General features: G+C 37.7%; 18 protein-coding genes. 13 read left to right on the top strand and 5 right to left on the bottom strand.

Going from position 1 to position 24,232, the window contains the following annotated elements; genetic code table 11:
- Window positions 1-39 precede the first annotated feature (39 nt).
- Window positions 40-555, bottom strand: a complete 516-nt coding sequence (gene pssA, locus J2S08_RS06750) for a CDP-diacylglycerol--serine O-phosphatidyltransferase (protein WP_307227908.1) — start codon at window positions 553-555, stop codon at window positions 40-42.
- 476 nt (window positions 556-1,031) lie between these two features.
- On the opposite strand from pssA, the gene J2S08_RS06745 reads away from it, so the two are divergent.
- Both J2S08_RS06745 and J2S08_RS06740 read left to right on the top strand, forming a co-directional pair.
- Window positions 1,032-2,801: a M3 family metallopeptidase gene (locus J2S08_RS06745; protein ID WP_307227906.1), complete on the top strand. Its 1,770-nt coding sequence runs from the start codon at window positions 1,032-1,034 to the stop codon at window positions 2,799-2,801.
- A 175-nt stretch (window positions 2,802-2,976) separates the two neighbouring features.
- Window positions 2,977-4,761: a S9 family peptidase gene (locus J2S08_RS06740; protein WP_307227904.1), complete on the top strand. Its 1,785-nt coding sequence runs from the start codon at window positions 2,977-2,979 to the stop codon at window positions 4,759-4,761.
- A 310-nt stretch (window positions 4,762-5,071) separates the two neighbouring features.
- Here the strand turns inward: J2S08_RS06740 and J2S08_RS06735 are convergent, their stop codons facing one another.
- Window positions 5,072-8,242, bottom strand: a complete 3,171-nt coding sequence (locus tag J2S08_RS06735; RefSeq protein ID WP_307227902.1) for a bifunctional cytochrome P450/NADPH--P450 reductase — start codon at window positions 8,240-8,242, stop codon at window positions 5,072-5,074.
- 491 nt (window positions 8,243-8,733) lie between these two features.
- Between J2S08_RS06735 and J2S08_RS06730 the strand changes: the two genes are divergently transcribed.
- Entirely contained in the window at window positions 8,734-9,633 is a 900-nt protein-coding gene (locus tag J2S08_RS06730) for an SDR family oxidoreductase (protein WP_307227970.1), read from the top strand.
- A 233-nt stretch (window positions 9,634-9,866) separates the two neighbouring features.
- The gene (locus J2S08_RS06725) at window positions 9,867-10,757 is read left to right on the top strand and encodes an alpha/beta fold hydrolase (protein ID WP_307227900.1); all 891 of its coding nucleotides are present in this window, start codon (window positions 9,867-9,869) and stop codon (window positions 10,755-10,757) included.
- A gap of 462 nt (window positions 10,758-11,219) precedes the next feature.
- On the opposite strand, the gene J2S08_RS06720 is transcribed toward J2S08_RS06725, so the two are convergent.
- From J2S08_RS06720 to J2S08_RS06710, 3 genes are all read right to left on the bottom strand, one after another.
- Window positions 11,220-11,921 carry a transglutaminase-like domain-containing protein gene (locus J2S08_RS06720; RefSeq protein ID WP_307227898.1) on the bottom strand — a complete coding sequence of 234 codons (702 nt, stop codon included), beginning with the start codon at window positions 11,919-11,921 and terminating at the stop codon, window positions 11,220-11,222.
- A 40-nt stretch (window positions 11,922-11,961) separates the two neighbouring features.
- Window positions 11,962-12,741, bottom strand: a complete 780-nt coding sequence (locus tag J2S08_RS06715) for a helix-turn-helix domain-containing protein (RefSeq protein WP_307227897.1) — start codon at window positions 12,739-12,741, stop codon at window positions 11,962-11,964.
- Between the two features lie 235 nt (window positions 12,742-12,976).
- A complete protein-coding gene (locus J2S08_RS06710) occupies window positions 12,977-13,801 on the bottom strand; it encodes a GNAT family N-acetyltransferase (RefSeq protein ID WP_307227895.1) in 825 nt (274 codons plus the stop codon).
- Window positions 13,802-14,007: 206 nt separating this feature from the next.
- Between J2S08_RS06710 and J2S08_RS06705 the strand changes: the two genes are divergently transcribed.
- The 9 genes from J2S08_RS06705 to J2S08_RS06665 all read left to right on the top strand — a co-directional run bounded on the left by J2S08_RS06705 (window position 14,008) and on the right by J2S08_RS06665 (window position 24,181).
- Window positions 14,008-14,688, top strand: coding sequence for a response regulator transcription factor (locus J2S08_RS06705; protein WP_307227894.1), 681 nt, complete (start codon window positions 14,008-14,010; stop codon window positions 14,686-14,688).
- Window positions 14,685-16,154, top strand: a complete 1,470-nt coding sequence (locus J2S08_RS06700) for a sensor histidine kinase (RefSeq protein WP_307227892.1) — start codon at window positions 14,685-14,687, stop codon at window positions 16,152-16,154. The genes J2S08_RS06705 and J2S08_RS06700 overlap by 4 nt, the downstream gene beginning before the upstream one ends.
- Window positions 16,155-16,406: 252 nt before the next feature.
- A complete protein-coding gene (locus J2S08_RS06695; RefSeq protein ID WP_307227890.1) occupies window positions 16,407-17,120 on the top strand; it encodes a polyphosphate polymerase domain-containing protein in 714 nt (237 codons plus the stop codon).
- Entirely contained in the window at window positions 17,120-17,812 is a 693-nt protein-coding gene (locus tag J2S08_RS06690; RefSeq protein ID WP_307227888.1) for a DUF4956 domain-containing protein, read from the top strand. The genes J2S08_RS06695 and J2S08_RS06690 overlap by 1 nt, the downstream gene beginning before the upstream one ends.
- Window positions 17,813-17,828: 16 nt before the next feature.
- The gene (locus J2S08_RS06685; protein ID WP_307227887.1) at window positions 17,829-19,526 is read left to right on the top strand and encodes a CotH kinase family protein; all 1,698 of its coding nucleotides are present in this window, start codon (window positions 17,829-17,831) and stop codon (window positions 19,524-19,526) included.
- Window positions 19,527-20,146: 620 nt separating this feature from the next.
- Window positions 20,147-20,821 (top strand): 7-cyano-7-deazaguanine synthase QueC, encoded by a 675-nt coding sequence (gene queC, locus J2S08_RS06680; RefSeq protein ID WP_307227885.1) that lies wholly within the window; start codon window positions 20,147-20,149, stop codon window positions 20,819-20,821.
- Window positions 20,818-21,243 (top strand): 6-carboxytetrahydropterin synthase QueD, encoded by a 426-nt coding sequence (gene queD / locus J2S08_RS06675; RefSeq protein ID WP_307227883.1) that lies wholly within the window; start codon window positions 20,818-20,820, stop codon window positions 21,241-21,243. Before queC ends, queD begins: the two co-directional genes overlap by 4 nt.
- Window positions 21,243-21,965: a 7-carboxy-7-deazaguanine synthase QueE gene (queE, locus tag J2S08_RS06670; RefSeq protein ID WP_307227881.1), complete on the top strand. Its 723-nt coding sequence runs from the start codon at window positions 21,243-21,245 to the stop codon at window positions 21,963-21,965. Before queD ends, queE begins: the two co-directional genes overlap by 1 nt.
- A 167-nt stretch (window positions 21,966-22,132) precedes the next feature.
- Complete coding sequence (locus J2S08_RS06665; protein WP_307227879.1) at window positions 22,133-24,181, top strand: thioredoxin domain-containing protein; 2,049 nt, start codon at window positions 22,133-22,135, stop codon at window positions 24,179-24,181.
- Window positions 24,182-24,232: the final 51 nt, after the last annotated feature.

The raw sequence follows: 24,232 nt of genomic DNA, 5'->3' as shown, positions 1-24,232 counted from the left end.
GAGCTATGTTCCCACCTGGCGAGAATTTCCCATCCTCATCTATTCCTTAATTAATTTGACAAAAGTAAGTTTGCTTATCATGAGATAAGAGAGGAGGAGAATAAAAAGAATCGGTTCCCATTTATGTATCATAGGCGTAAAGAGAGCAACTATGGCTAATATGCATCCTGCTGCTGGGATAGGCATTCCAATAAAGGTATTAGGCGCACTTTCCTGTGTATGAAAACGTGCCAGACGCAATGCTCCACACACTGGAAAAAGAGCAGTTAACAGGATTCCTGCCGTATGCAGTTCATGAATGATCGTTACATACATAAGAAACGCTGGCGCTATGCCAAAAGAGACGAGATCGGATAGTGAGTCTAATACTTTTCCAAACTCACTTTCTGCATTCAACCTTCTTGCTGCATAACCATCTACACTATCCATTACCATTGCCAATATGATGAGTAGGACTGCTTGTCTCATTTTGCCATTATAAATAAAAAGAATGGAGACAATCCCTGCAAATAGATTTCCAATCGTAAAAAAAGAGGGCAAACATTTTGCTATCATTGGTCATTATCCTCCGTATTATTATATGACATATGTATCCCACATCAAACTGTCCTAGAAGTGAGAAATGAGCCGCTCTTGCCTTTGACTTTTACTTCTCACTTCAAAACTAGTAAATGTCCAATTTGTTCAGCTCGGCAGAATTAGTATGTACGAGGTTGTTTTTAACCCCAACAATCAGTTAATGATGAGAGAAACAATGATTGCTCAACCTCCAGTAGAGTTGGACATAAATCCATTTTTCTGTATTTCGTGATGTCTATACCGCATTTACTGTCCATATTTTGAAAGTTTCTCTTTATATACGAATTGATAAGCAATAAGTTTCATTAGAGGAACATTTATGTCATAATCAAAATAGTTAAAAAGAACGAAGACATGATCTGTTCTCAAACTGCATATTTAAGCTCATTATATGTGAATAAACAGACTAAAAGATGTTTCGATAGTCAAACTTTATTGAAGGGAGCATGAAGATGGGGGATCAATGGGATTTACAAGAAAAAGTTCAATACCATTCTCTACATGATGATGTGAAACGTGCAGTCGTGTCAGCAAAGAAACTGGAAGCAGCTTTGAAAGAAGCAAAGCAAAGACTTGAAACGGTTACAGTCGAAGAAATAAAGACACTCATCTTAGAAAGTCAAGCGCTATTAAAAGAATGGTACCAAGCTTATGAAGTCGCTATTTGTCTAACATCGTATGATACTGCAGATGAACAAGCTCGTCAGCTTTTAGGAGAAATCAACATATTAGCTGGATTGGAACAAAATTGTCAAACTGCTTTAGATATTCTTGTTCAACTTTCTAGTAAGTTAGTAGAGGAAGTATTGCAAGATGAAGAGATGATTCCAGTTGCACCGATCATTCAAATGCGTTTACAGCAGCAAGCGAAAAAAGGCAATCTTGAAGCAGAGCATGCTTTTAAAATGGTTGAAGGCGATGGATTACATGCATGGGGTGATCTTTATACAGCGATTGCAAGTAAAGTAGTCCTTCATGTAGATGGACAAACAATTCCTGCTGCAAAAGGCGTAAAAACAGTTTATTACGGTGCTGATCGCAAGGAACGGCTTGTTTATTTTCAGAAATGGAAGGAAGGCTGGGAGGAGCAAGCTGATCTTTGTGCTAAAGCGTTAAATCATATCGCTGGCTTCCGTTTACAAGTACAGAACACAAGAAACTCAACCGCTATAATGGAAGATAGCTTTCTACAAAATCGAATTGAAGAAAAAACGGTTGAAGTGATGTGGGATACATTTTCAGCTAAAAGAGAGCCACTTTTAGCCTATTTGCGAAGAAAAAAACAACTTTTGCGCGCAGATTCTATTTGTTGGTCTGATCAATTCGCACCTCTCCCAATCGCAAATAAAAATAACACAGAGCTTTCTTTCCAAGAAGCAATAGGATTTATACAACAGCAGCTTCAGTCATTCTCTCCAGAGATGGCAGATTTTGTTGAGCATACCTATCAATCAAATTGGATTGATGCGGGAAGTAAAGAAAACAAAACAATTGGCGCTTTCTGTGCATCTTTTCCAAAGTGGAAAGAGCCGCGAATCATGATGACTTTTCAACATGACTTAGCAAGTACAGGTGTGCTTGCCCATGAGCTTGGCCATGCTTATCATTACTTTCATTTATATGAATTGCCGATGTTTTTGCAAAATATCCCGCCTACGATAGCTGAAATTTCTTCTACTCTAACAGAAACGATTGTTATGGATGCTGCTCTGCAAAAAGTTGAAAGTGTAGAAGAAAAATTACAAATATTAAATAATCTGCTAATACGGGATGTTGGAATTCTTTTAAATGGACATGTCCGCTATTTATTTGAGCGTTCCTTTTATCAAAAGCGTCAAGAAAAGATTGTTGCTGTTGCACAATTAAATGAGCTGATGGTACAAGCACAAAAAGAAGCATATGGCGGCATTCTTGACAATTTTGAACCTGCATTTTGGGCTGCTCTTCGTCATTTTTATATGACACGGATGCCTTTTGTTCACTATCCATATACAGTTGCTCATTTATTAAGCATAGGAATATATGATTTTTTAAAAAATAAAAATAATCGCAGTGAACAATTAAAAACGATATTCAAAGACGCATCACAACTAACTATAGAAGCGTTAGGGGAAAAATACTTTGCTGTTAATCTTCAAGAGCCTATCTTTTGGGAACAGACATTAGAGCGCTTATATGCTAATGTTCACCAGTTTCTTGCATTAAGCGATGACCTTGTATAACGCACTTTTCAATAGAAATAAAAAATGAATTAGTATAATCTAGTATTATCCATCGTGCTAGTTCATATATATGGGAAAGCTTTTAACTTAAATCATGCGACTGGTATGTAAAAAAAAACAGACCTGTTTTCATGTGTTTGTCAGAATTTAATAAAAATGAGAAGGGGGAAAAACGATGCAATTTCCAAAACCAACAGTTGAGCAGTATTTTAGAACGTATAATATTGGTGATTTTACCATTAGCAAGGATGAAAAACGCCTGATATTTAGTTCTAACCTGAATGGCAGCATGAACTTATGGGCAATTGATTTTCCAAACAATTACCCGTATCAATTTTCTCATAAAGAAGAGAACTGCAACTTTATAAAAATGGACCCTGAAAATCGTTTCGTTCTAGCGGGCTTTGATCATGATGGGGACGAAAATTATCAAATATACGCGCTTCCTCCAGAAGGTGGAATTCCTCAGCCGCTAATCACTGGAGATAAAACAGATAAGTTTTATTTTGCAAAGCTGACGAAAGATGGAAAAAAACTTTATTACATGACGTCAAAAGATAATCCATCGTTTTTAAATACGAGAGTGAGAGATTTAGAGACAGGCGAAGATATACTTCTTCATGAAGGAGAAAAAAGGACTACTTATTTACTAGCTGTATCTGATGAAGGAAATCATCACGTTTTTATGCAAATATTTGCAAACACTTATATGACTGCTCATGTAAAAAGCGGGGAAGAATGGCTGTCTTTAACTCCTGACCCTGAAAAAGTGCATGTTGTTTCTAACCCTGTCTTCGTAGATGAAACGACGATTTTTTTCGTTACAAACTATGAAGAAGAGTTCGATTATCTTGCCAAATATGATCTTGAGAAACGTTCAATTTCCCGAGTCGTTTCCGTTGATAAGCAAAGCATCAAGGCTATTGAGTGGGACAAACAGAAGGAAATTTTCTATCTTGTTACGGAAAACGGTGTACAAGACGAGCTATATCGCTATGAGGTAAAAACGAAACAATTGGAGAAGCTATCCAGCCCAATTGATATTATTGATAAAATCCAAGTGGCCGATTCAAGTACAGTATACATATTAGGTAAAAGTGCAACGATTCCAGTCAATATTTTCCGTACACAAGATAGTAAATCTTGGGAACAGCTAACGAATAATCAAGTGCTTGGCGTGTCACGAGATGAGATGGTAGAACCCGAAGTTGTTACGTATTCCTCTTTTGATGGAATGGAAATAGAAGCGCTTTTATTCAAGGCGAAGCCAGATTATGACAACGGCCATATGATTTTCTGGCCGCATGGAGGTCCACAATACGGGGAAAGAAAGTTCTTTCGTTCGATGTTTCAATGCTTCTTAAATAGAGGCTACTCCATTTTTGCTCCAAACTTTAGAGGAAGTACAGGGTATGGAGCTGCCTTTACGAAACTAGTAGAGAGAGACTGGGGAGAAGGGCCGCGTCTCGATTGTGTTGCTGGAATTGAGTGGCTATTTGAGCAAAAAATTACCGACCGAGATCACTTATTTTTAGTCGGCGGCAGCTATGGAGGCTATATGACACTATTACTGGCTGGCCGTCATCCTGAATACTTTAAAGCATGTGTCGATATCTTTGGCCCATCTAATTTGTTTACATTCATTGAATCGGTGCCAGACCATTGGAAGCCGATGATGGAACAATGGCTTGGGCATCCTGAACGCGACAAAGAAAGGTTAACGAAAGACTCTCCAATCACCTATTTAGATCAAATGGTGAAACCAATGTTCGTTATACAAGGTGCAAACGACCCACGGGTCGTAAAGGAGGAGTCAGATCAAATTGTCGCAGCTTTACGTGAAAAAGGCAGAGATGTATCATACTTAGTGTTGGAAGATGAAGGCCATGGCTTCTCGAAAAAAGAGAATGAAATCAAAGTATATCAACAAATGTTAGAATTCTTGGAGAAACATCAGTAAGCAAATTGTAAGAGTAGAATGTCTATATCGCATTCTACTCTTTTTTAATTTAAAACATATAGTATGTTTATCCCGAGATCTCTATCTAAAGAATCAGAGGAATTAGAAACGCTAGGCGGGGGATAACTGAAATGCAAATGCCCAATTGTTCGGGTACGATAGAATAAGGAAAGCTTCTTGAATCAGCATCAAACGAAGAAAAAGCGGTTTCCTTTTTCGAGAACGCTTTTGACCTTAGTCTTTGTTCTATTTCTTATGAGTGGGGATGAAAGAAAATCCCCACTCATGGAAGTTTCACTGTATCGAAGCGTTATATCCCAGCCCAAACATCCTTTGTATATTGTCCTTTATGCTGTAGATCAGCTAGCCAATTTCTTGCTTCATGATCACTAGCTGTATGGACTTCTTGATAAGCGCTGCACAATGCTTCCTCCACATCTGGAGCCATCCGGCTTCCATCGCCACATATATAGAGCCGAGCCCCTTCGTCCAGTAAATGAATCAAATGACTGCCATCTTTTTTCATTAAATCTTGAACATATGTCTTAGGGTGTTCTTCTAAACGAGAAAACGCTGTATGAACTGTTACAATTCCTTCTTTTTCTGCCTGATCTAGTTCTGCTTGGTAGAGATAATCTTGTTTCGGGTGGCGGCATCCAAAATAAAGGTGAGCTTCTCCTAGTTTCATTCCTTGTTTTTTCTGAAAATGTCTAGCTTGCAAAAAGCCTCGAAATGGTGCAATTCCTGTTCCTGGTCCTATCATAATCATCGGTGTTTCAGGATTGTCCGGCAACTGAAATCCAGATTGTGGATGACGAACAAAACAAGCAATATCATCTCCTTCTTGACATTGAGCTAAATAATTTGAAGCAACCCCTTCGTATTCACCATGCCCACTCCAAGCAGGCGCATGTACAATCGCAACTGTAATGCTAAGACGATCTGCTGCAGCATGCGGTGAACTGGAAATAGAATAATAGCGTGGTTTTAAAGACGGAAGGAGCTCTAAAAAACGTTCAAAAGGCAATTCACAGGCTGGGTATTGTTCAAGTAAATCAATCATTGTAACACGTTTTCGCAAAACATCATCCTTGTACGTCTTATCTTCTAATAAAGCTTCCAATTCTTTCTTATGAGGCGGACAAACTGTAAATGATGCTAGTTCACGAAGTTGCGCACGAGTTACGGCTTCTTGTAATTCAACATGGTTGGCAAGTAGATCATAAACACTGACCGGATATCCTATTGGAAGATGGGCGACATTACGGCCACCGCCATTAAGAATTAAATGATCGTTCTTATTTAATTTAAATCGAGATAAAATACGATTGACTAATTCTTCTCGATTCCGCGGAATAACACCTAAATGATCACCTTCATGGTATTCAATGGTTTCTGGCAGAGCAATCTCAATATGACGGGTGCTGCGATTGCTTTTTTCTGTCTGAAGTTCTTTATTTTCAACAACTCGTGCTAAAAAAGCATCATATGTTTGGACAATAGGGGTGCCAACTGGTCCGCTTACATATTGAACGGTAAGAGTACTTACTTTTTGCTCTTTGTCTTCATTGACTTTTAAATGAAAAATGTTTATAGCCTCTTTCCATAGACGATTTTTCCATTCATCAAGGTGCTCTTCAAAATCATCGTTGGCATCACCCTCACCAATTGGGGAAATACGTGTTGCTCCTTTTGCAGCCAATTGTTCATCGATCAATCGAGGAATACGTTGATATGTGCTCGCCCAGTTGCGATTCCCGCATCCAAATACAGAAAACATCACACCATTCAATTCTCCACCTTCTATATTTTCAAGCCATTGAACGAATTCTACAGCATTGTCAGGTGGGTATCCGTTGTAAGAGGGGGCAACCACTAGTACAGCTCCAGTATTAGGAAGCTTTCCGACATATTGATCGAGTGCCGCCACTTTACTTTGAAATCCTAAATATCTAGCGCGTTCTGCAAGATCTCTCGCAATCCCTTCAGCGGTACCGAGATTCGATCCATAAAGTACAAGCAATGGCGTTTGATGAGAATCAACCATTGGTTTAGCATCTTGTTTTAAGTTCTCCTCTTTTTCTGTTTCTGGATGAAGTGTATGGGTGATTGGTCTATTTCGTGGTTGAACGCGTATCTTAAATTCATTTGGTTTTAACGTTAACGTTTGTTTTATATCTAACTGATAGTTTGTATAATCAATTAGTTCGAAATGTTGGAGTATCATTCCAATTACTAAAGTTGCTTCATGAAGAGCAAACTGCATACCAATACAAGCTCTAACACCATTTCCAAATGGTTTGTAAGCATGATGAGGAATTTTACTAGGATCTTCAAACCGCTCAGGACGGAAATCTTCTGCATCATCTCCCCATGCATCTTTATCTCGATGAAGCTGCGGTATAAGGATTCCAATGCGTTCCTCTTTATTTATCGCAAACTTGCCACCAATCAACGTATCTTCTTTCGCATAAAGAGCAAAACCTGGAGCTGTTGGCCATAAGCGCAAAGATTCATTTAAAATCATACGTATATATTTAAGTTTAAGCACTTGTTTATAAGTAGGGATGGAATCTGTTAAAACTTGATCGACTTCTTGATAAGCTTTTTCCAGCTTATCACGGTTTTTTAATAAAAAATAGATAGCGAACGATAGTAAACCACTTGTCGTTTCGTGTCCAGCTATTAAAAAAGTGATAATTTGATAACGAATATTTTCATCGTCTAGTTTTTCGCCTGTTTCTGGATCTTCTCCAGTTAACATAAGTGAAAGGAGATCATGTTCACCTTGATTTTCATGTAGCTTTCGTTCTGCAATAATATTATCCACTAATGAAAACATCGATTGAATGTCGTGCTTAAATTGTCGTTTTGTTCTCACCATTAGTTTGTCTTGGAAATCTAAACGTTGGCCTTGACGCATCGCTTCATCGAGTGTCCGTCCCATGCTGGTAATAAAAGGGTGAGGGGTCTCTCTGTAATAACTGTTAAAACGATAATTAAACCCACATAAACCAATCGTGTCAAGTGTAAGTCGAGTCATATCCTCTGGTACATCAATACTCTCATTAGGATTAAGCCGCGCCCACTTCTGAATGAGTTGCGAGGCAATATCAACCATCATAGAATGGTATCCTTTCATGGCCTGTTGGCTAAATGTTGGAAGAAGGATATGATGGGCTTTTTGCCAGTTGAACTCGTGCGTCCAACTTGTGAATAATCCGTCGCCTGCAAAGGCGCGAACTCTTTCTAGAGGACCTTTAATACTTTTGGCAAAACGAGATTCATCACAAACTTCAGCAACTAATTCATGACCAGAAATAATCACACTATCACCAACAGGAGTTTCAAAACGAAAAATCGGACCGTACTCATTTGCAAGTCTACAAAGTGAAAGACTTGGCCTATCCTTGTCTATTAAAGGCAAATGGCCAAGTGGACCAAACGTTTTTGGCTTTGGAATATTGCAGTCTTTTTTCATTAAAAAACATCCTTTCAAAAAGTTCCTATTCTAAGCTATTTTTCATTTATGTATGAAATCATTAGATGTATCATTTAAAATAGGATTATTTCTCCTATTAACTGGCAGTAAGACCCCACTTACTGAGTGTTGGAAAGTCTATTATGACAATCATTCCGAAAAAAGATAGTATAATATGTTTAATCTTCAACTTTTCTTCAAATGCAATTATTATTCATATTTTGAGCGGTAAAGGTTGAATGATCCTTTTTTATTGCTTTAAAAAGAAGAAACTGACATCCAGTCAGTTACCCATTACCTAAAAGTGATGGGTAATCAAAGAACGAGATGGCAGATAACTTCTTTCAATTATACTTTTTGTCCGCAGCAATAAAACCTCCTTTCGTTTTAAAACGAGGCTGCCCTAAACGTCTCATCGTTTCTTACAGACGTCTCCAAGAACCTTTCATTTCTGGGTGCATATCTTTGGTATTAAAAAAGGAATGTTGATGATGATCCCATTGTATCCTTATTATGGTTATGAGAAAAAGTGTAAGAACATACCTGTTACCTTCCCGCCGCAGCATCAAGAAAGACAGCCTGGTCTCGAGTACTTGATGGTGCCGAAGCCGATCTCTGATAATCCGCTATATAAAGGCAGCGGAAAATTGGATGGCAAGGTTGCGATTATTACAGGTGGGGATAGTGGTATTGGCCGGGCGGTGGCAATTGGTTTTGCAAAAGAGGGTGCAGATGTAGTGATCGCCTATTTATATGAGCATCAAGATGCTGAAACGACAAGGCAAATGGTTTCAAGCTATGGCCGGCGCTGTTTGTTAATAGCGGGTGACCTTAGAAATGAGCAATTTTCATATGAAGTAGTGGAGAAGACGCTGCAATGTTTCGGAAAAATTGACATTCTCGTCTTAAATCAGGGCGTACAATTTCCCCAAGAGAGCATCTTGGATATCACGACCGAACAATTGGAAAACACGTACCGCACCAATATTTACCCGCTTTTCTTTATGACGAAAGCTGCGCTTCCATATTTGAAGCCGGGAAGCTCCATTATTAGCACTGCTTCCGTTACAGCATATGCCGGCGCACCTTTGTTAGTAGATTATTCCTCAACCAAGGGTGCTGTCGTGTCCTTTACCCGTTCGTTGTCTCTTCAATTAGTGGAACAAGGAATACGGGTGAATGCAGTAGCGCCTGGACCAATCTGGACGCCGTTAATTGTATCGAGCTATTCCGCTGAGTATGTAAAAACATTTGGATGGGACACTCCGATGAAAAGAGCCGGCCAGCCGTTTGAGCTTGCTCCTACTTATATTTACTTGGCATCTGATGATTCGTCATATGTGACTGGTCAAGTACTGCATGTGAATGGCGGTATCATGACAGAAACTTAATAAGAATGGATACATCTGTTTTATCGTTCTTTGCTTATGTGAAATTGCTATAGAGGGACTTGCATATTGGTAATTTTGAGGGTTATTATCTACTTTTATTTGTTTATTGGCATCCTGTTTTGTATGTTGGAAGTCCTCTATTTTATTAATAATGAAAAGCAGCGAAATTTCTTACTGATCGGTTATACTTAATATTGTTGAAGGAAATAAAATTTTTAAAAGAGGTAGAGTACATGACTAGTCATCTTATTGTTCGAGGAAAGAAAATACATGTAGAGATATTTGGCCAAAATCATTTGCCAGCGGTATTGTTCTTGCATGGAGGTCCTGGAGAAAGCTGCTATGAGTTTGTTTACTATCAAGCACGCAGGCTTTCAAAAGAATTAAAAGTGATCGCAATTGATCAGCGAGGGGTTTTGCGCTCTGAAAGAATAGGTGATGATGAATCATTCGGAATGATGGATATTATCGAAGACTGTGAAGATATTAGGCTTCAACTTGGAATAAAAGAGTGGGCGATTATTGGCCATTCTTTTGGTGGTTATTTGGCTTTAGTCTACACGAAATATTATCCTCAGTCTGTTTCAAAAGTAGTCTTTGAGAATCCTACATTTGATTTTGAATGGACTGCTCGAAATCTATTGAAATGTGCAGGGAAGTTGTTTCTCTCTAAGGGTGATAAGAAACATTTCCATGAATGCGAAGAATATGCAAATGGCTTCTATCGTACAGAAGAACTTTTTGATCATTACTTGCGATTAGGAGAAATATTGGGAGATGAAAAAGAAAAAATATATTCACCTAATCAAGTAGCGACAGACGATTCTGTTTATACAGATGAAGAATGGGAAGCGTTCTCTGAAAGGACAGATGTACACCTAAGAAAATTACGAGAGGAAGGTCGAATGTTCGAATCTATTATTCCATATTTATCCGAGCTACATGTGCCCTCATTGCTGCTCGTTGGAGAATACGATCCTGTTACATGTGATAAGCACATAAACGAATATAATCAGGTTAAAAAAGGAAAAATAGTAGAATTTAAAGGATGCGGCCATATGCTTCATAGCGAGGAGCCAGACCGATATAGGGAGGTTGTAACAGATTTTATAAAAGAACGGTGAAGTTACTGTTTCTATTCAGCATTTAAAACAAAGAGGGAAGAGAGATTGATCAAACGGTAATATTGATGAAGTTTCTTTTAAAATTCCGAAAAAAGAAAAGGATGGAGAGATTAAAGAATCAGAAATCGCTCTGATAAAAACAAGAAATGGATATTGAAATCGATGGTGAAAACAATGAACTTTACAATACATTCCGCTCTGCTTTTATCCCAATCTAACTAGCAATATGCTCCTAATTTAAAGAGTTAGAATCGCAAGCGGAAGATCTGATTGGTTCAGCAAACATAAGTGGGGGATGAGAGTCCCCACTTATCGGCAAGTAGAGAGAAGCTTCGGGAGTTCATTTTACAAACGAAAAAGATGAGACTATAATCTCGTGAATTCCTCAACAGCTCTTCATACATTATTTCCTGTTTCCTCCCTTTTATTTTAAAGGATGTCATTCATTACGTCGCATTTCTTTTACCATTTACCGTCTCGAATCAAATCGAGTCTCTTATTGATTCTTTTGCGCATAAAATTAAAAAGATACTGTTTGATAAACCCATTCGTATTGTGATAGTTTGCAAAAAAATCATCTGGATTATCATAATAACCGAGATCATCTGTAATCGAAAAGCTTTGAATATACGTACTTTCACCTTGCCAGCAAAGATTGATCTGTTCTTTGTTTTTTATCGAAATACCGTAGCCAATGTGTCCATCGTTAAAACTGCAGAGCTTGTCTTTTACTTGATCGAGAAAGGAATCGTCAATGATTACACCTTCTAGTGCCTGCCATTCATGGTTGAAATAAACCTCTGTCCATGCATGGACAATTTTCTTTGGAGCAAATAAATAAGTGATTCCAGTAAGCGCTCCTTTTTGCATTCTCTTGTCAATATAAAACCCATGAATTCTGCAAGGAATGCCTGCTCCCCGTAATAGAGCCATCAAAAGAATGCTTTTTGTGTTGCACTGTCCATATCCGTCTTTTAAAACCTCTGAAGCAGAAATATCATCACGTCTATTATAGCCAAACTTAATTTCATTACGTACATAATCATATATTTGTCTGATTTTTTCATCGTCCTTGATTTGTTTCCATTGTTTCTCTGCAATCAAATACTGAATAGATTGATGATTAAAATCTACCAATTTCGTCGCTTGCAAATATCGTTTCATTCCAATCACCCTTTTTAAATTAAATATAAGGGCAACAGCGTTATTTTACTTGCAAATATCTGCTATTCTGTGTAATGATACGCGGCGGCATCCCTAACTTGTCTCGCACACTGCGCGTAAAATGTGAGGAACTGTTAAAGCCAGCCTCGAGCGCTGCCGCAGTAATGGAGAAGCCGCTAAAAATAAAGTGAAAAGCCATTTCTAATTTATGATGGAGAATATAGCTTGATAAGGCAATCCCCATTTCTTCTTTAAACAGGTGAGACAACCTGCTTTCTGATAAATAAATCATCTTGCTGAGGTCTTTAACAGACAATCTATGTAATGGATGCTTTTCGATGTAAGTAAGCACGTCTTGAATACGGTCATCTAGCATATGTTCGATTCCAAAATCGGTAAGGCCTAATATTTGTTTACATTTTGTTATAAATTTGTAGTATTCAATAGGACTTGTTATCGAGAACAGCATTTGAGCTGCTAGTTGCTGTACTTGATTTGCTTGTTTTTTTTCTAATATATAATAATGATTTTCTTGCAAGAACGTCCGCTTTAATAATTCACCAAAGATAGATTCCGGATTGACTAAAAGATACAATTGCCACTCCTTTTGACCGTGTAATTTATGACTTTTGTTGGAGTCAAGAATGATACCGTCTACCATAAAGGATACTTCCTCAATTGTAATGTCAAAATTTTTTTCAAGCCCTATCGTTATTTGAATATAATGATGGTTATGATATCCTGTATCTACTTTGTTTGTGAGGAACGAAATGTGATCCTTGCAAGAAAATAGAATGAGTTCGTATGGAGAATGAATCATTGAAGCGAATAGCCTCCTTTAAACCGTCTCTAAGTAGTAAACTTTGCATCGACCCGAATTATACAAACATTAAGAAGAGAAGTAAAGCCCTATCATGGCCTCCTGAAGAGTTTTATAAAAGCGATACGTGAAGAAAACCTTATATAATTGGTCATTCTTAGAGCGTTCTATCGGAGTGATAATAGAAAAGAAAAAAGTCGCAAAAAAGCGACTTCATACAAATTAAGAAACAAATCTATTTAAAAGGGAATTCATATACTTTATAATGAAATAAATTCGAAAAGCCTATCTTTTCTGCAACGGTATTAGATGGTATATTTACTTCCATGCAGTCCCAATATGGAACGAAAGAATGTTGAATACAATCCTTTACAAATACATGAGCGAGCTTTTGAGCGAGCTTTTTACCCCGATGCTCTTTTACAGTCTCGATGTCAATCCCGTGAACATTATCTGCAGTAAATCCCGAGAAACAACTGCTGACAATTTCATTCTGATACATAATGCAATAGCCAATTCCTTTTTCGAAAAAGGCTTGAGGAGAAGCCCAAAATGCTACTAATTTCCTGTCTAGAAAATCTAGGTTATGGATGTATGGAGATGCAATCATTTCTTTTGTTATTTTTTTAATTTCGTATTTATCGCTGATAAACGGCTCATTTTCAAATCGATATTTTTCTTTTTGAAGTGTATAAACATTCTGATTAGAGACGTCAAATTGACGATGTTTAAATAATTTTTCAATGGTCTTATTCCAAGATTGATCATTCCCAAACCCTTCAAACCACTCTAACCCTAGTTTTTTTGCATCAGGTGCAATGACATCGTCAATATAACGATTGATATATTGATGAAAGGATTCGTTGTTTGGATCCCCGATAAAAACAAATCCATCTAAATTTCCAAACCATATAAGCCCTGTTTTTGGAGCGGCTTCGTTATCAACGAATATTCTACCTGGATTGTTTCCTTCTACAATCGCTTTCACTTCTAAATGACCATATTCATTGACAAGTGGTTTGCATTTACAAAATTCATTCTTTCTCAACTCACAAATCATCAATAACAACTCCCAAAAATAAAATCACCTATGACTATTTCTATAAGATCATTAGCAAATCCTCTATTAAATAAAAAAGATTTTCCCTCAATTCATATATACTTCATATTGCTTTTGTATAATTGTTCAGACGGCAGGCAACCATCATAAAAAGGAATATGTTTGCACCAACAAAGATGATAAAAGCAGAAGGAAGGGTCCAAACCATGTCATACCGTATTCTTGTTGTAGAGGATGACGTGTATATTCAGGAACTGATTAAAGAATTTCTTGCCTCCCATTCTTATCAGGTGGATGTGGCGGATCAAGGCTTGCAAGCATGGCAAATGCTTGAGCAAACTGATTATGATTTAGTCATTCTAGACATCATGATTCCTAATATTGACGGTTTTTCGTTATGTCACATGATTCGCAAAAAATCATCCGTTCCGGTCATTATATTGACTGCTTTAAGCGAGGAGAAGGATCAATTAAAAGCGTTTGAGCTGGAGGCTGATGATTTTATTTCCAAGCCGTTCTCATTCAATGTCTTGGTAAAGCGTGTTGAGGCGGTGCTGAGGAGAACCAAGAGCGGAAACATTGTCAATCCGCTGAATGAAATCGTTTTTGAAAAGCTCAGACTCGAACTGGATAGCTATAAAGCTTATGTTAAAGATGAATTAATCGATGTGACTGTGAAAGAGTTTGAAATTTTGCAGGCGTTGCTGGAAAACATAGGCAGAGTGATGACGAGAGAAATGCTGTTGGAAAGAATATGGGGGTATGACTATTACGGGGATAGCAGGATTGTCGATGCTCATATCAAAAATATACGTAAAAAACTTAGTCTTCCTTATATTAAAACGGTGAAAGGATTAGGGTATATGATAGAAAGGGAGAACGGATGATTAAAAAAGGAATTGCCTTTAAAATATTTTGCATTACGTCAGCATTGCTTATTGTATCCGCACTTATCCTTTACCTTACCCTATATTTTCTTCTGCCTCATTATTACTATAAATACAAGGAAGCGAATTTGCATGACAAGGTTCAGACGCTGATTAAAGACGGAGCAGATGAGGATCTGGAAAACGCGGCAACGTTTTTAACGGAGTTTGAATTTACAAATAACGTGCGTGTCGTCATGCGTAATCATGAAGGAGAAATGATTTATCCTTCTCATTCAACGCCTATGGATCGAGCGTTTATCGACGAAATGATGCCCGTTCCCAAACCTCCTGGAGGTGCTCCTTTCCAACCGGACGGCCCGGAAAGACAAGAGGAACCTGCTAATAATGAATCGAACAGACTGGATTTTATTTCAATTACAGAAACGATTCAATTTGCTGATCAATCATCGGAATACATGCTTTTTGTATATTCACCTGTACAGCCTATTGATGAAGCTTCCAAGGTAATCCTGATGTTTTTGCCGTATATGTCGATTGTTATCATCGTTATTGCCATGATCGGAGCTTGGATTTATTCTAAATTGCTCTCAAAACCACTCATACATCTGAACCAAATCGCTAGAAAAATGGCGAAGCTTAATTTCTCCATACAATCGAACATTCGTTCAAAAGATGAATTAGGGGAGCTATCCGACAATTTGAACATACTAGCGGGCAACTTGCAAAAAAGTATGAGTGAACTAAAGCAAGCAAACAAGCAGCTAAAGGATGACATCCAGAAAGAGCGGGAGCAAGAGGCAAAGCGGCGTGAGTTTATTGCGACCATTTCTCATGAATTAAAAACACCAATAACCGCTGTATCCGGACAGCTTGAGGGGATGATATACGAAGTCGGGACTTATAAGGATCGGGATAAATATTTGCAGCAATCTTATGAAATTATGAGGGAGATGGAAAAGTTGGTTCACGAAATACTGAACATCTCTCAGCTAGAAAGCTTTGATTTTAAGCCGCAGATACAGAACGTAAATTTATCTTCGGTGATTCATCATCATTTAGAGACTTTTCTATATTTCCGTGATATTAAGAACCTGGAGTTTATCATAGACGTCGAGCCGAATCTTTATGTTCAAGCGGATGAAAAGTTAATCTCCCGTGCAATAGCAAACATATTAAGCAATGCAGTCAAGTACTCAGGAGAACGGGAAACGGTCAGCATATCTTTGCAGCAAATTAATCGAGTAAAACTACTTCAAATTTTGAACACCGGGGCGCACATCGATCCTTCCCAGCTTGAGCAGATTTTCCAGCCCTTTTATCGAGTCGAAAAATCAAGAAATCGAAAAACGGGAGGCAGTGGGCTCGGCTTGTATATTGTCAAAAAAATTCTCGATATGCACAAACTGCAATACGCGATTCGAAATGTGCCGGAAGGTGTGCTGTTTGAAATTTACTTTACGTAAAGACCTGATAACCAGGTCTTTTTTTAATATGCTTTCGAGTTCATGCATCTTTTCAATAAAGAAGCGTCCGATTGAATCGGGACGACCGACAATACATTTTTCAAGGACGTTGCGCCCTATGCTTGAAATCCCCTCTATTACGGGTAAGAGATCCCCTACACTATCTTTCTCTTAAAATTCACTCTGCCTTCACTGTAAATTCATCTCGTCTTTCTATACTGTCCTTAGAAAGACAAAAGGAAGGTGAAGAAATTGCAAAAAAAGCTTCAATACCGTCAAGAATTGAAATTTTATATGAACACCCACCAATATTTCATTATTCGTCAACGTCTGAGACGCTTAATGCAGCATGATAAGCACGCTGGCTTATCAGGTCAATACCATATACGTAGTTTATACTTTGACGATATCAACAACAAAGCGCTTCATGACAAGTTGGGAGGTGTAAGAAACAGGGTGAAGTGGCGAATACGAATATATAATTTGCAGGATCATTTCATTCAATTAGAAAAAAAAATCAAAAAAGACAATTGTATCGCTAAAGTGAAAGAAGAGATTTCTAAAGACATGCTCTATTCTTTATTGAATGGCGATATCGAGGTGTTCAATATTCCAGAAAAACCATTGTTATTTGAGATGTATCTTGAAATGAAGCACCGTCTTTTACGACCGAAAGTAATTGTTGATTATGAAAGAGAAGCCTATGTAGCCTGGACCGGGAATGTGAGAATTACGTTTGATAAGAATTTACAAACAGGGTTAAATGCAACAGATATGTTGCATCATGATTTCGTGGTCATCCAAGCGCTTGATGAAAATTTTATTATTATGGAAGTAAAGTATGATGAATATATTCCTGAATACATTAGAGCGGCCTTACAGCTTGAAGGTTTGAAAAGGCAATCTGCATCAAAATATGTTATTTGCAGAAAGTTTACGAAATCAAATATATGGGAGGATCAATAATGGATAGCAATACGAAAATAAGCTTTTCAGATATGATAAAAAACAGTTTTCTAGAAAATTTTCAATCAGATATCAGTTTGTTGCAAATGGTTATTACATTAGCATTAGCTTTTGCCATCGGCGTTTTTATATACGTGCTTTACAAACGTATTTTCAGCGGGGTTCTGTATTCAAAAAGCTTTAATATTTCACTGGTTGGCCTTTCGTTAATTACGTCGCTCATGATTATGGCGATCAACTCGAATCTGATTTTATCTTTGGGGATGGTTGGCGCTTTAAGTATTGTACGTTTCAGAACGCCGATCAAAGACCCGACTGATTTGATATTTTTATTCTGGTCGGTTGCTGTAGGAATTGTGACCGGAGCAGGATTTTATACGTTAGCCATTCTTAGTTCAATCGTCATCGGTTTAGTGTTATTTATTTTTATGAAAAAAGCATCTTTTGAAACACCTTATTTGCTCGTTGTCCATTGTGAAGGCGATCAAGCAGAAAAAGAACTGTATGAAAATATAAATAATATGGTGAAGAGACACAGTGTGAAACAGAAAACAGTGACTCATGACGATATCGAAATTACGTTAGAACTCCGACTAACAAATAATGAACCGCGTTTTGTAAATCATATTTCAGAAATAGCCGGAGTGAAAAATGCGGTATTAATCAGCTACAATGGTGATTATGTATCCTAAACTGGAGGTATAAAAAATGATGAAGGGTAAATCAATCGTTCAGATTGGGGTTCTCATTTTTATTTGGACGATTCTCTTAGTGGGATGCAGTAAAGACTCCGAAATGAACGTCACAACTATTACAGAGACCATTTTTCCAAAGGATAAAGTAATCGATGTAAGCATAACGATAGACGAGAAGGACTATCAGGACATGCTAGATAATCCTTTAGAAGAAGAATATAAAGCAGCTTCTGTTCGCTACAATAACGAAGAATTAACGAATGTCGGCATTCGAACGAAGGGAAATTCTAGTTTGACGAGTGTTGCTAATTCGGAATCGGACAGATATAGTTTGAAAATATCTTTTGACGAGTATATTTCCAGCCAAAATCTTTTTGGTCTTACCACCATTAATCTGAATAACAATTTCAGCGATCCATCATTCATGAGAGAGTATTTAACCTACGAGTTAATGGAGGAAATGGGGCTTCCTACTCCGGAATATTCTTTTGTCAACGTGTATATTAATGACAATTTGGCTGGGCTTTATCTAGCTGTAGAACAAATTAACGAATCCTTTCTTAACAGAAATTTCGAGACCTCGTATGGCGCTCTTTACAAGCCGGATGGAGAGGGTAGTGATCTTCTGTGGCAAGGAGACGATATCAATGAATATACCGGCCTTAATCAAAAATCAAAATCTTCCAGCAATGATAATATTCTGGAGATGATAAATGAACTCAATAATGGATCAGACTACGAAAAATATTTAAATGTAGACAGTGTGCTGCGCTATCTTGCCGTTAATACAGCAACAGCCAACCTGGATAGCTATCAAGGAAACTTTCATCACAATTATTATCTTTATGAAGAGGATGGAGTTTTCTCTATGATACCATGGGACTTAAACATGTCCTTCGGGGGATTCGGGGGCAGCAAGGAGGATCTTATCGCTATGTTAATAGACGAACCGACAATAGGCTCCGTTTCTAACTATCCTTTAGTTAAAAAGTTGCTCGAAAATGAAACATATAAGGAAAAGTACCATGATTACATCAAACAGATTGTCGAAGGCTATCTTTCCCCTGAGCGGTTTGAGTCAAGGGTTGATGAGATTGCTGCAATGATAGACACTTCGGTCGAACAGGACCCGACCAAATTTTACACTTATGAGGAATTTAAACAATCTTTATCTGATGATGTTCAAAGGATACCCGGCCTTGTTTCATTTGTTCGGGATCGGGTGGAAAATCTGCAACAACAATTAGATGGAACATTGCCTTCTTATGCAAACGGCGAAGGAGTAAAAGGTTCCTTTGGGGGACCTGCTGGCATGCAAAACGTCAGGAAAGAAGAACAGCCGAACCTCGAAAACGGAGAAAAACCAGACTTTGGAGACGGAGAACAGCCAAGTTTCGAAAATAGAGAGAGACCAGACTTCGAAGACGGGGAGCAGTCGAACTTCGAAAATAAAGAGAGGCCAGACTTCGGAGACGAAGAGCAGTCAAACTTCGAAAGTAAAGAGCGACCAAACTTTGAAGATGGGGAGCTGCCGAATCCTGGAGAAGGAGGGAGGCCAGACTTCAATGGGAAAGGGCCTGGAAACAGAAATGAGATGGATGCCCAGGCAGTTGAAAATAGTGCAAAAGAAGCGGTCATCACGGGCATCATGCTTACTTTGCTGATCGGTGCGATTATTTTTGTGAACACTTATAAAAAAAGAAGTATTTGAAAATAATCTGAGCGTTTAAGGGACTTGCTTATTGGGACAGCCCGTCCTTTAAACGCTTTTCTACCACAGATGCAACGACATTGTCGCGGATATATTGTGATTTCGTTTTCAGTATTTTTATCCAACATCTAACTGGCAGTAAGACCTCCACCTCAAGAGTAAGAGGAATCAGAAGCGCTAGGTGGAGGATAACTGAAAGTCAAATGTCCAATTGGTTCGGGCCGACAGGATAAGGAAAGCTCCTTGAATCAGCATCGCACGAAGAAAAAGTGCTCTTCTTTTTCGAGGATGTAGGTCACAAAGGCGTTGCAACAGGACAAGGAAAGCTTCGGCAGCGATACATCGCACGAAGAAAAGCGGTTTCCTTTTCGAGGACGTTGCGACCTTAGCCTTTGTTCTACTTCTTATGAGTGGGGGATGAGAGAAAACCCCCACTCATGGAAGTTTCACTTTATCTATGTAACTTGTTTTCATCATTAAGGTTATTAGTATAAAATTAATATTGAACAAAAATTGGAATTAATCTATAATGAAATTATTACTATTAATGTTAAAATATACTAATATTATTTATCTGAAAGTTCCTTCTAGTAAAATAACTATTTAAGGGAGTTGATTTTTTGACTGCTCACAGCAATAAGAGAAGGAATGCTATTGTAGTTTTCAGTGGAGGACAAGATAGTACAACATGTCTATTTTGGGCACTAGAACATTTCAATGATGTAACGGCAGTTACTTTTAATTATGGACAAAGACATATTGATGAAATAAGCTGTGCCGAGGAAATCGCAAAAGACTTAAGAATTAATCATCGAGTTATAAATTTACATGAGTTAAATGAATTATCACCGAATGCCCTAACAAGAAGAGAAATGATAGTCTCAAAGAGTGAGAATGGGTTACCTTCAACTTTTGTTGAAGGACGAAATCTACTTTTCATATCTTACGCTGCAATTTTAGGAAGACAATTAGACGCTAATCATATCGTTACAGGAGTTTGTGAAACAGATTTTAGCGGTTATCCTGATTGTAAAGATATTTTTATAAAATCTTTAAATGTAACTCTAAATTTATCAATGGATAATCAGTTTGTTATTCACACACCTTTGATGTGGTTAAATAAAGCAGAAACATGGAAACTAGCAGAGCAATTAGGAAGGCTGGAATATGTGAAAGATAAAACTCTTACTTGTTATGAAGGGATAAAGGGAGAAGGGTGTGGTCAATGTCCATCTTGCGAACTAAGAAAAAAAGGATATGAAGATTTTATGATGAAGAAAGGGGATTTTATATGATACAGCAATTTTATCCTCAACCCATCCATCAATTTCAATACGAGTTAAACAAAGATTTTCATTTTGCAGCTGCACACTATATTCCTCACGACGATGCCAAGAAGTGTAAAAATGTCCATGGGCATACTTATTTTCTTAATTTAACTATAGTTGGCAATGATTTAAACCATACAGGTTTTTTAGTTGATTTTAAAAAAATAAAGGAGATCGTACATAAAAAATATGATCATCAGCTATTGAACGATTTCCCGGAATTTAATAAATTAAACTATCCATCTACTGAAGTTGTAGCACGAGTAATATGGAAATCAATACAAGATTATCTAGATCAAGAATCTAATAAGCCTAAATGTATACAGGTTATTGTCAGAGAAACCCCTACTAGTTATGTTGTTTATAGACCTAAAAAGGGTGTTAATTAATGCAGAAGCTTATACCTGTTCTTGAAATATTTGGCCCAACTATCCAAGGTGAAGGAGCCGTAATTGGTGTAAAAACCATGTTTATTAGGACTGCTGGTTGTGACTATTCATGTGATTGGTGTGATTCTTCATTTACGTGGGATGGTTCAGGTAAAGAATATATAAAAATGATGACCTCAGAACATATATTTAAGAAGATAAAAGAAATTGGGGGAGATAATTTTTCTCATGTTACTATCTCAGGAGGAAATCCTGTTTTACTTCCTCAAATGGGGCATTTAGTTCATTTGTTAAAAATACATGGATATCGAATAGCTATAGAGACGCAAGGGAGTAAATGGCAAGATTGGTTATACAGTATTGATGATATTACGATATCTCCTAAACCGCCAAGTTCTGGAATGAGAACAAATTATGAAAAGTTATCGGAGATAATCCGGAAATTGGATAATAGAGAAAATGTAAATTTAAAGGTAGTAGTATTTAATGATGAAGACTTTTCATATGCAAAAAATATTCATATTCTATTTCCCTCAGTACCATTTTATCTTCAAGTAGGAAATGGATATGTGAACACAAAAGATAATGATAAGCTTATTCCTTATCTTTTAAAAAAATATCAATGGTTAATAGAAAAGACTTTGAACTGTAAAGAAATGAATGATAGTAAAGTTCTACCTCAACTACATACTTTAGTATGGGGGAATAAAAGAGGAGTTTAAAAAATGATTGGATCTAACGAGTATATTGACTCTATTATTGATTTGTTAAGCTTGTTTTATAACCAATTGTCACAAAACGATCCTCGTTGGAATTTCGTTTGAATAGAAGGGTATAATGAAGGTAAAAGATGAATTTACCTAATTTAACCACGAAAGGGTGCTTCCTGATGAAAGAATTCTTTGATAAACAGGATCGGAAAGCAAATCACCTAATTAATTCGAAATCCCCATATTTAATTCAACACGCTTATAATCCTGTTCAATGGTACGAATGGGAATCCGAAGCATTTGAAAAAGCAAAAAAAGAAAATAAACCAATATTTCTAAGCATTGGCTACAGTACTTGCCACTGGTGCCATGTTATGGAAAAAGAATCCTTCGAGGACGAAGAAGTAGCCGAGCTCTTAAATAAACATTTTGTTGCGATTAAAGTTGATCGAGAGGAGCGCCCCGATATCGATTCTATTTATATGACTGTTTGCCAAATGCTTACTGGCCAAGGCGGATGGCCTTTAACGGTGTTTTTAACGCCAGAGCAAAAACCGTTTTATGCAGGAACGTATTTTCCTAAGCATAGTCAATATGGAAGACCTGGAATGATGGATGTGCTTACCCAGCTTCACGAAAAATACGAGCAGGAAAAGGAAAAAATTGCAGCCTTCGCTGATAAAATCACAAGTTCGTTAACAGAACAGAGTAAAGGAACGACAGCTGCTGAAATTCCTGAAAAAGTGATCCATCAAGCTTACCAGCAAGTGGCGCAGCAGTTTGATAGCATTTATGGAGGATTTGGCCAAGCACCAAAATTTCCAACGCCGCACAAACTATTGTTTTTACTTCGCTATCACCATTGGACAGGAACAGAACTGGCCCTGACAATGGTGGAGAAAACACTTCACTCCATGGTGAATGGTGGGATTTATGATCATATTGGCGGTGGTTTTGCCCGCTATGCAACAGATGAACAATGGCTTGTGCCCCATTTTGAAAAAATGCTCTATGATAATGCATTGTTGCTTCATGTTTTAACAGAAGCATACCAATTAACAAGAGAGCCGCGCTGGAAAAAAATTGCGTTTGAAGTAATTGCTTTTATTAAGCGAGAAATGATGAGTCCAGAGGGCGCCTTCTATTCTGCTATAGATGCTGATAGTGAAGGAGTGGAAGGGAAATACTACGTTTGGTCGAAAGCAGAAGTCGTTGAGATTCTTGGGGATGAAGATGGGGAATTGTTTGCTGATGTATACGATATCACCGAGGAAGGAAATTTTGAAGGGAAAAATATTCCTAATCTCATTTATACCCAAATTCATGATGACAATTTGAAAGACAAACTCGAAGTAGTAAAGCATCAATTGCTGAAGGCTAGAGAGAAACGAGTGTATCCGCACTTGGATGATAAAATCTTAACAGCTTGGAATGGACTAATGATTGGAGCAATTGCCAAAGCCGGAGCAGTGTTTCAAGCGCCAGACTTCATTGATGCTGCTGAGAAGGCAGCTGCTTTTATTGAAAAGGAGCTTTGGAAGGAGGGCCAGCTTTTTGCTCGCTATCGTGATGGGGAAGCAAAATTTCATGGCTATGTCGATGATTATGCCTTTTTGCTATGGGGCTATATAGAGTTGTATGAAGCAACTGGGTCTATCGGCCATTTACAAAAAGCGCTTCAATTAAGAGAACAGTTATTTTCACGCTTTTGGGATGATGAACGCGGCGGTTTTTTCTTTACAGATAAAGAAGCTGAAGTCCTTATTACACGCGAGAAACAAAGCTTTGATGATGCGATGCCATCTGGAAATAATGTTGCTGCCCTTCAATTATGGCGCTTATCTAAATTAACTGGAGAGGAAACGCCAAAGGGAAGTTTAAAGCAACTGTTTGGTGCTTTTCAACAGGAATTGGATGCATATCCAAGCGGCTTGCTTTCCTTGATGGAAGCGTTAATGGCTACTTATGCGGAGGGAAAGGAAATCGTTGTAACTGGCTACGATCAAACAAAGCGGCAGACTTTTCTAAATGAACTTCATGCACAATATCAACCGTTTGCAGTTTGGATCGAAGCGACAGCCGAAAGCAGGCAGGATAATCAATCTTTTTATTGGCATGATCAAATCACGATGGATAAGCCATTTGTTGTTTACATTTGTGAGCATTATATGTGCCAACAACCGCATGCTTCACTGCAGGCAGCAATAGACGCATTACAATCTTCTTAACGTAAAAATGTAGGAGCTGTCCCAAGGTTGATTTGGTTCAGCCCCTAAACT

Origin of the sequence: Bacillus chungangensis (assembly GCF_030812995.1) — a bacterium.
In the GTDB taxonomy this organism is placed as follows: domain Bacteria; phylum Bacillota; class Bacilli; order Bacillales; family Bacillaceae_C; genus Bacillus_CF; species Bacillus_CF chungangensis.
Note: the sequence above shows the minus strand (reverse complement) of the source record. Positions and strands in the feature narration are given on the sequence as shown.

What these genes read in the sequence shown, in the direction of transcription:
- J2S08_RS06720 (WP_307227898.1), bottom strand. Translation starts at nt 11,921, where the DNA reads ATGAAACGATATTTGCAAGCGACGAAATTGGTAGATTTTAATCATCAA.
- J2S08_RS06735 (WP_307227902.1), bottom strand. Translation starts at nt 8,242, where the DNA reads ATGAAAAAAGACTGCAATATTCCAAAGCCAAAAACGTTTGGTCCACTT.
- queD (WP_307227883.1), top strand. Translation starts at nt 20,818, where the DNA reads ATGATACAGCAATTTTATCCTCAACCCATCCATCAATTTCAATACGAG.
- J2S08_RS06705 (WP_307227894.1), top strand. Translation starts at nt 14,008, where the DNA reads ATGTCATACCGTATTCTTGTTGTAGAGGATGACGTGTATATTCAGGAA.
- J2S08_RS06730 (WP_307227970.1), top strand. Translation starts at nt 8,734, where the DNA reads ATGATCCCATTGTATCCTTATTATGGTTATGAGAAAAAGTGTAAGAAC.
- J2S08_RS06715 (WP_307227897.1), bottom strand. Translation starts at nt 12,741, where the DNA reads ATGATTCATTCTCCATACGAACTCATTCTATTTTCTTGCAAGGATCAC.
- J2S08_RS06710 (WP_307227895.1), bottom strand. Translation starts at nt 13,801, where the DNA reads ATGATTTGTGAGTTGAGAAAGAATGAATTTTGTAAATGCAAACCACTT.
- J2S08_RS06725 (WP_307227900.1), top strand. Translation starts at nt 9,867, where the DNA reads ATGACTAGTCATCTTATTGTTCGAGGAAAGAAAATACATGTAGAGATA.
- pssA (WP_307227908.1), bottom strand. Translation starts at nt 555, where the DNA reads ATGATAGCAAAATGTTTGCCCTCTTTTTTTACGATTGGAAATCTATTT.
- J2S08_RS06700 (WP_307227892.1), top strand. Translation starts at nt 14,685, where the DNA reads ATGATTAAAAAAGGAATTGCCTTTAAAATATTTTGCATTACGTCAGCA.
- J2S08_RS06685 (WP_307227887.1), top strand. Translation starts at nt 17,829, where the DNA reads ATGATGAAGGGTAAATCAATCGTTCAGATTGGGGTTCTCATTTTTATT.
- J2S08_RS06690 (WP_307227888.1), top strand. Translation starts at nt 17,120, where the DNA reads ATGGATAGCAATACGAAAATAAGCTTTTCAGATATGATAAAAAACAGT.
- J2S08_RS06665 (WP_307227879.1), top strand. Translation starts at nt 22,133, where the DNA reads ATGAAAGAATTCTTTGATAAACAGGATCGGAAAGCAAATCACCTAATT.
- J2S08_RS06745 (WP_307227906.1), top strand. Translation starts at nt 1,032, where the DNA reads ATGGGGGATCAATGGGATTTACAAGAAAAAGTTCAATACCATTCTCTA.
- queE (WP_307227881.1), top strand. Translation starts at nt 21,243, where the DNA reads ATGCAGAAGCTTATACCTGTTCTTGAAATATTTGGCCCAACTATCCAA.
- J2S08_RS06740 (WP_307227904.1), top strand. Translation starts at nt 2,977, where the DNA reads ATGCAATTTCCAAAACCAACAGTTGAGCAGTATTTTAGAACGTATAAT.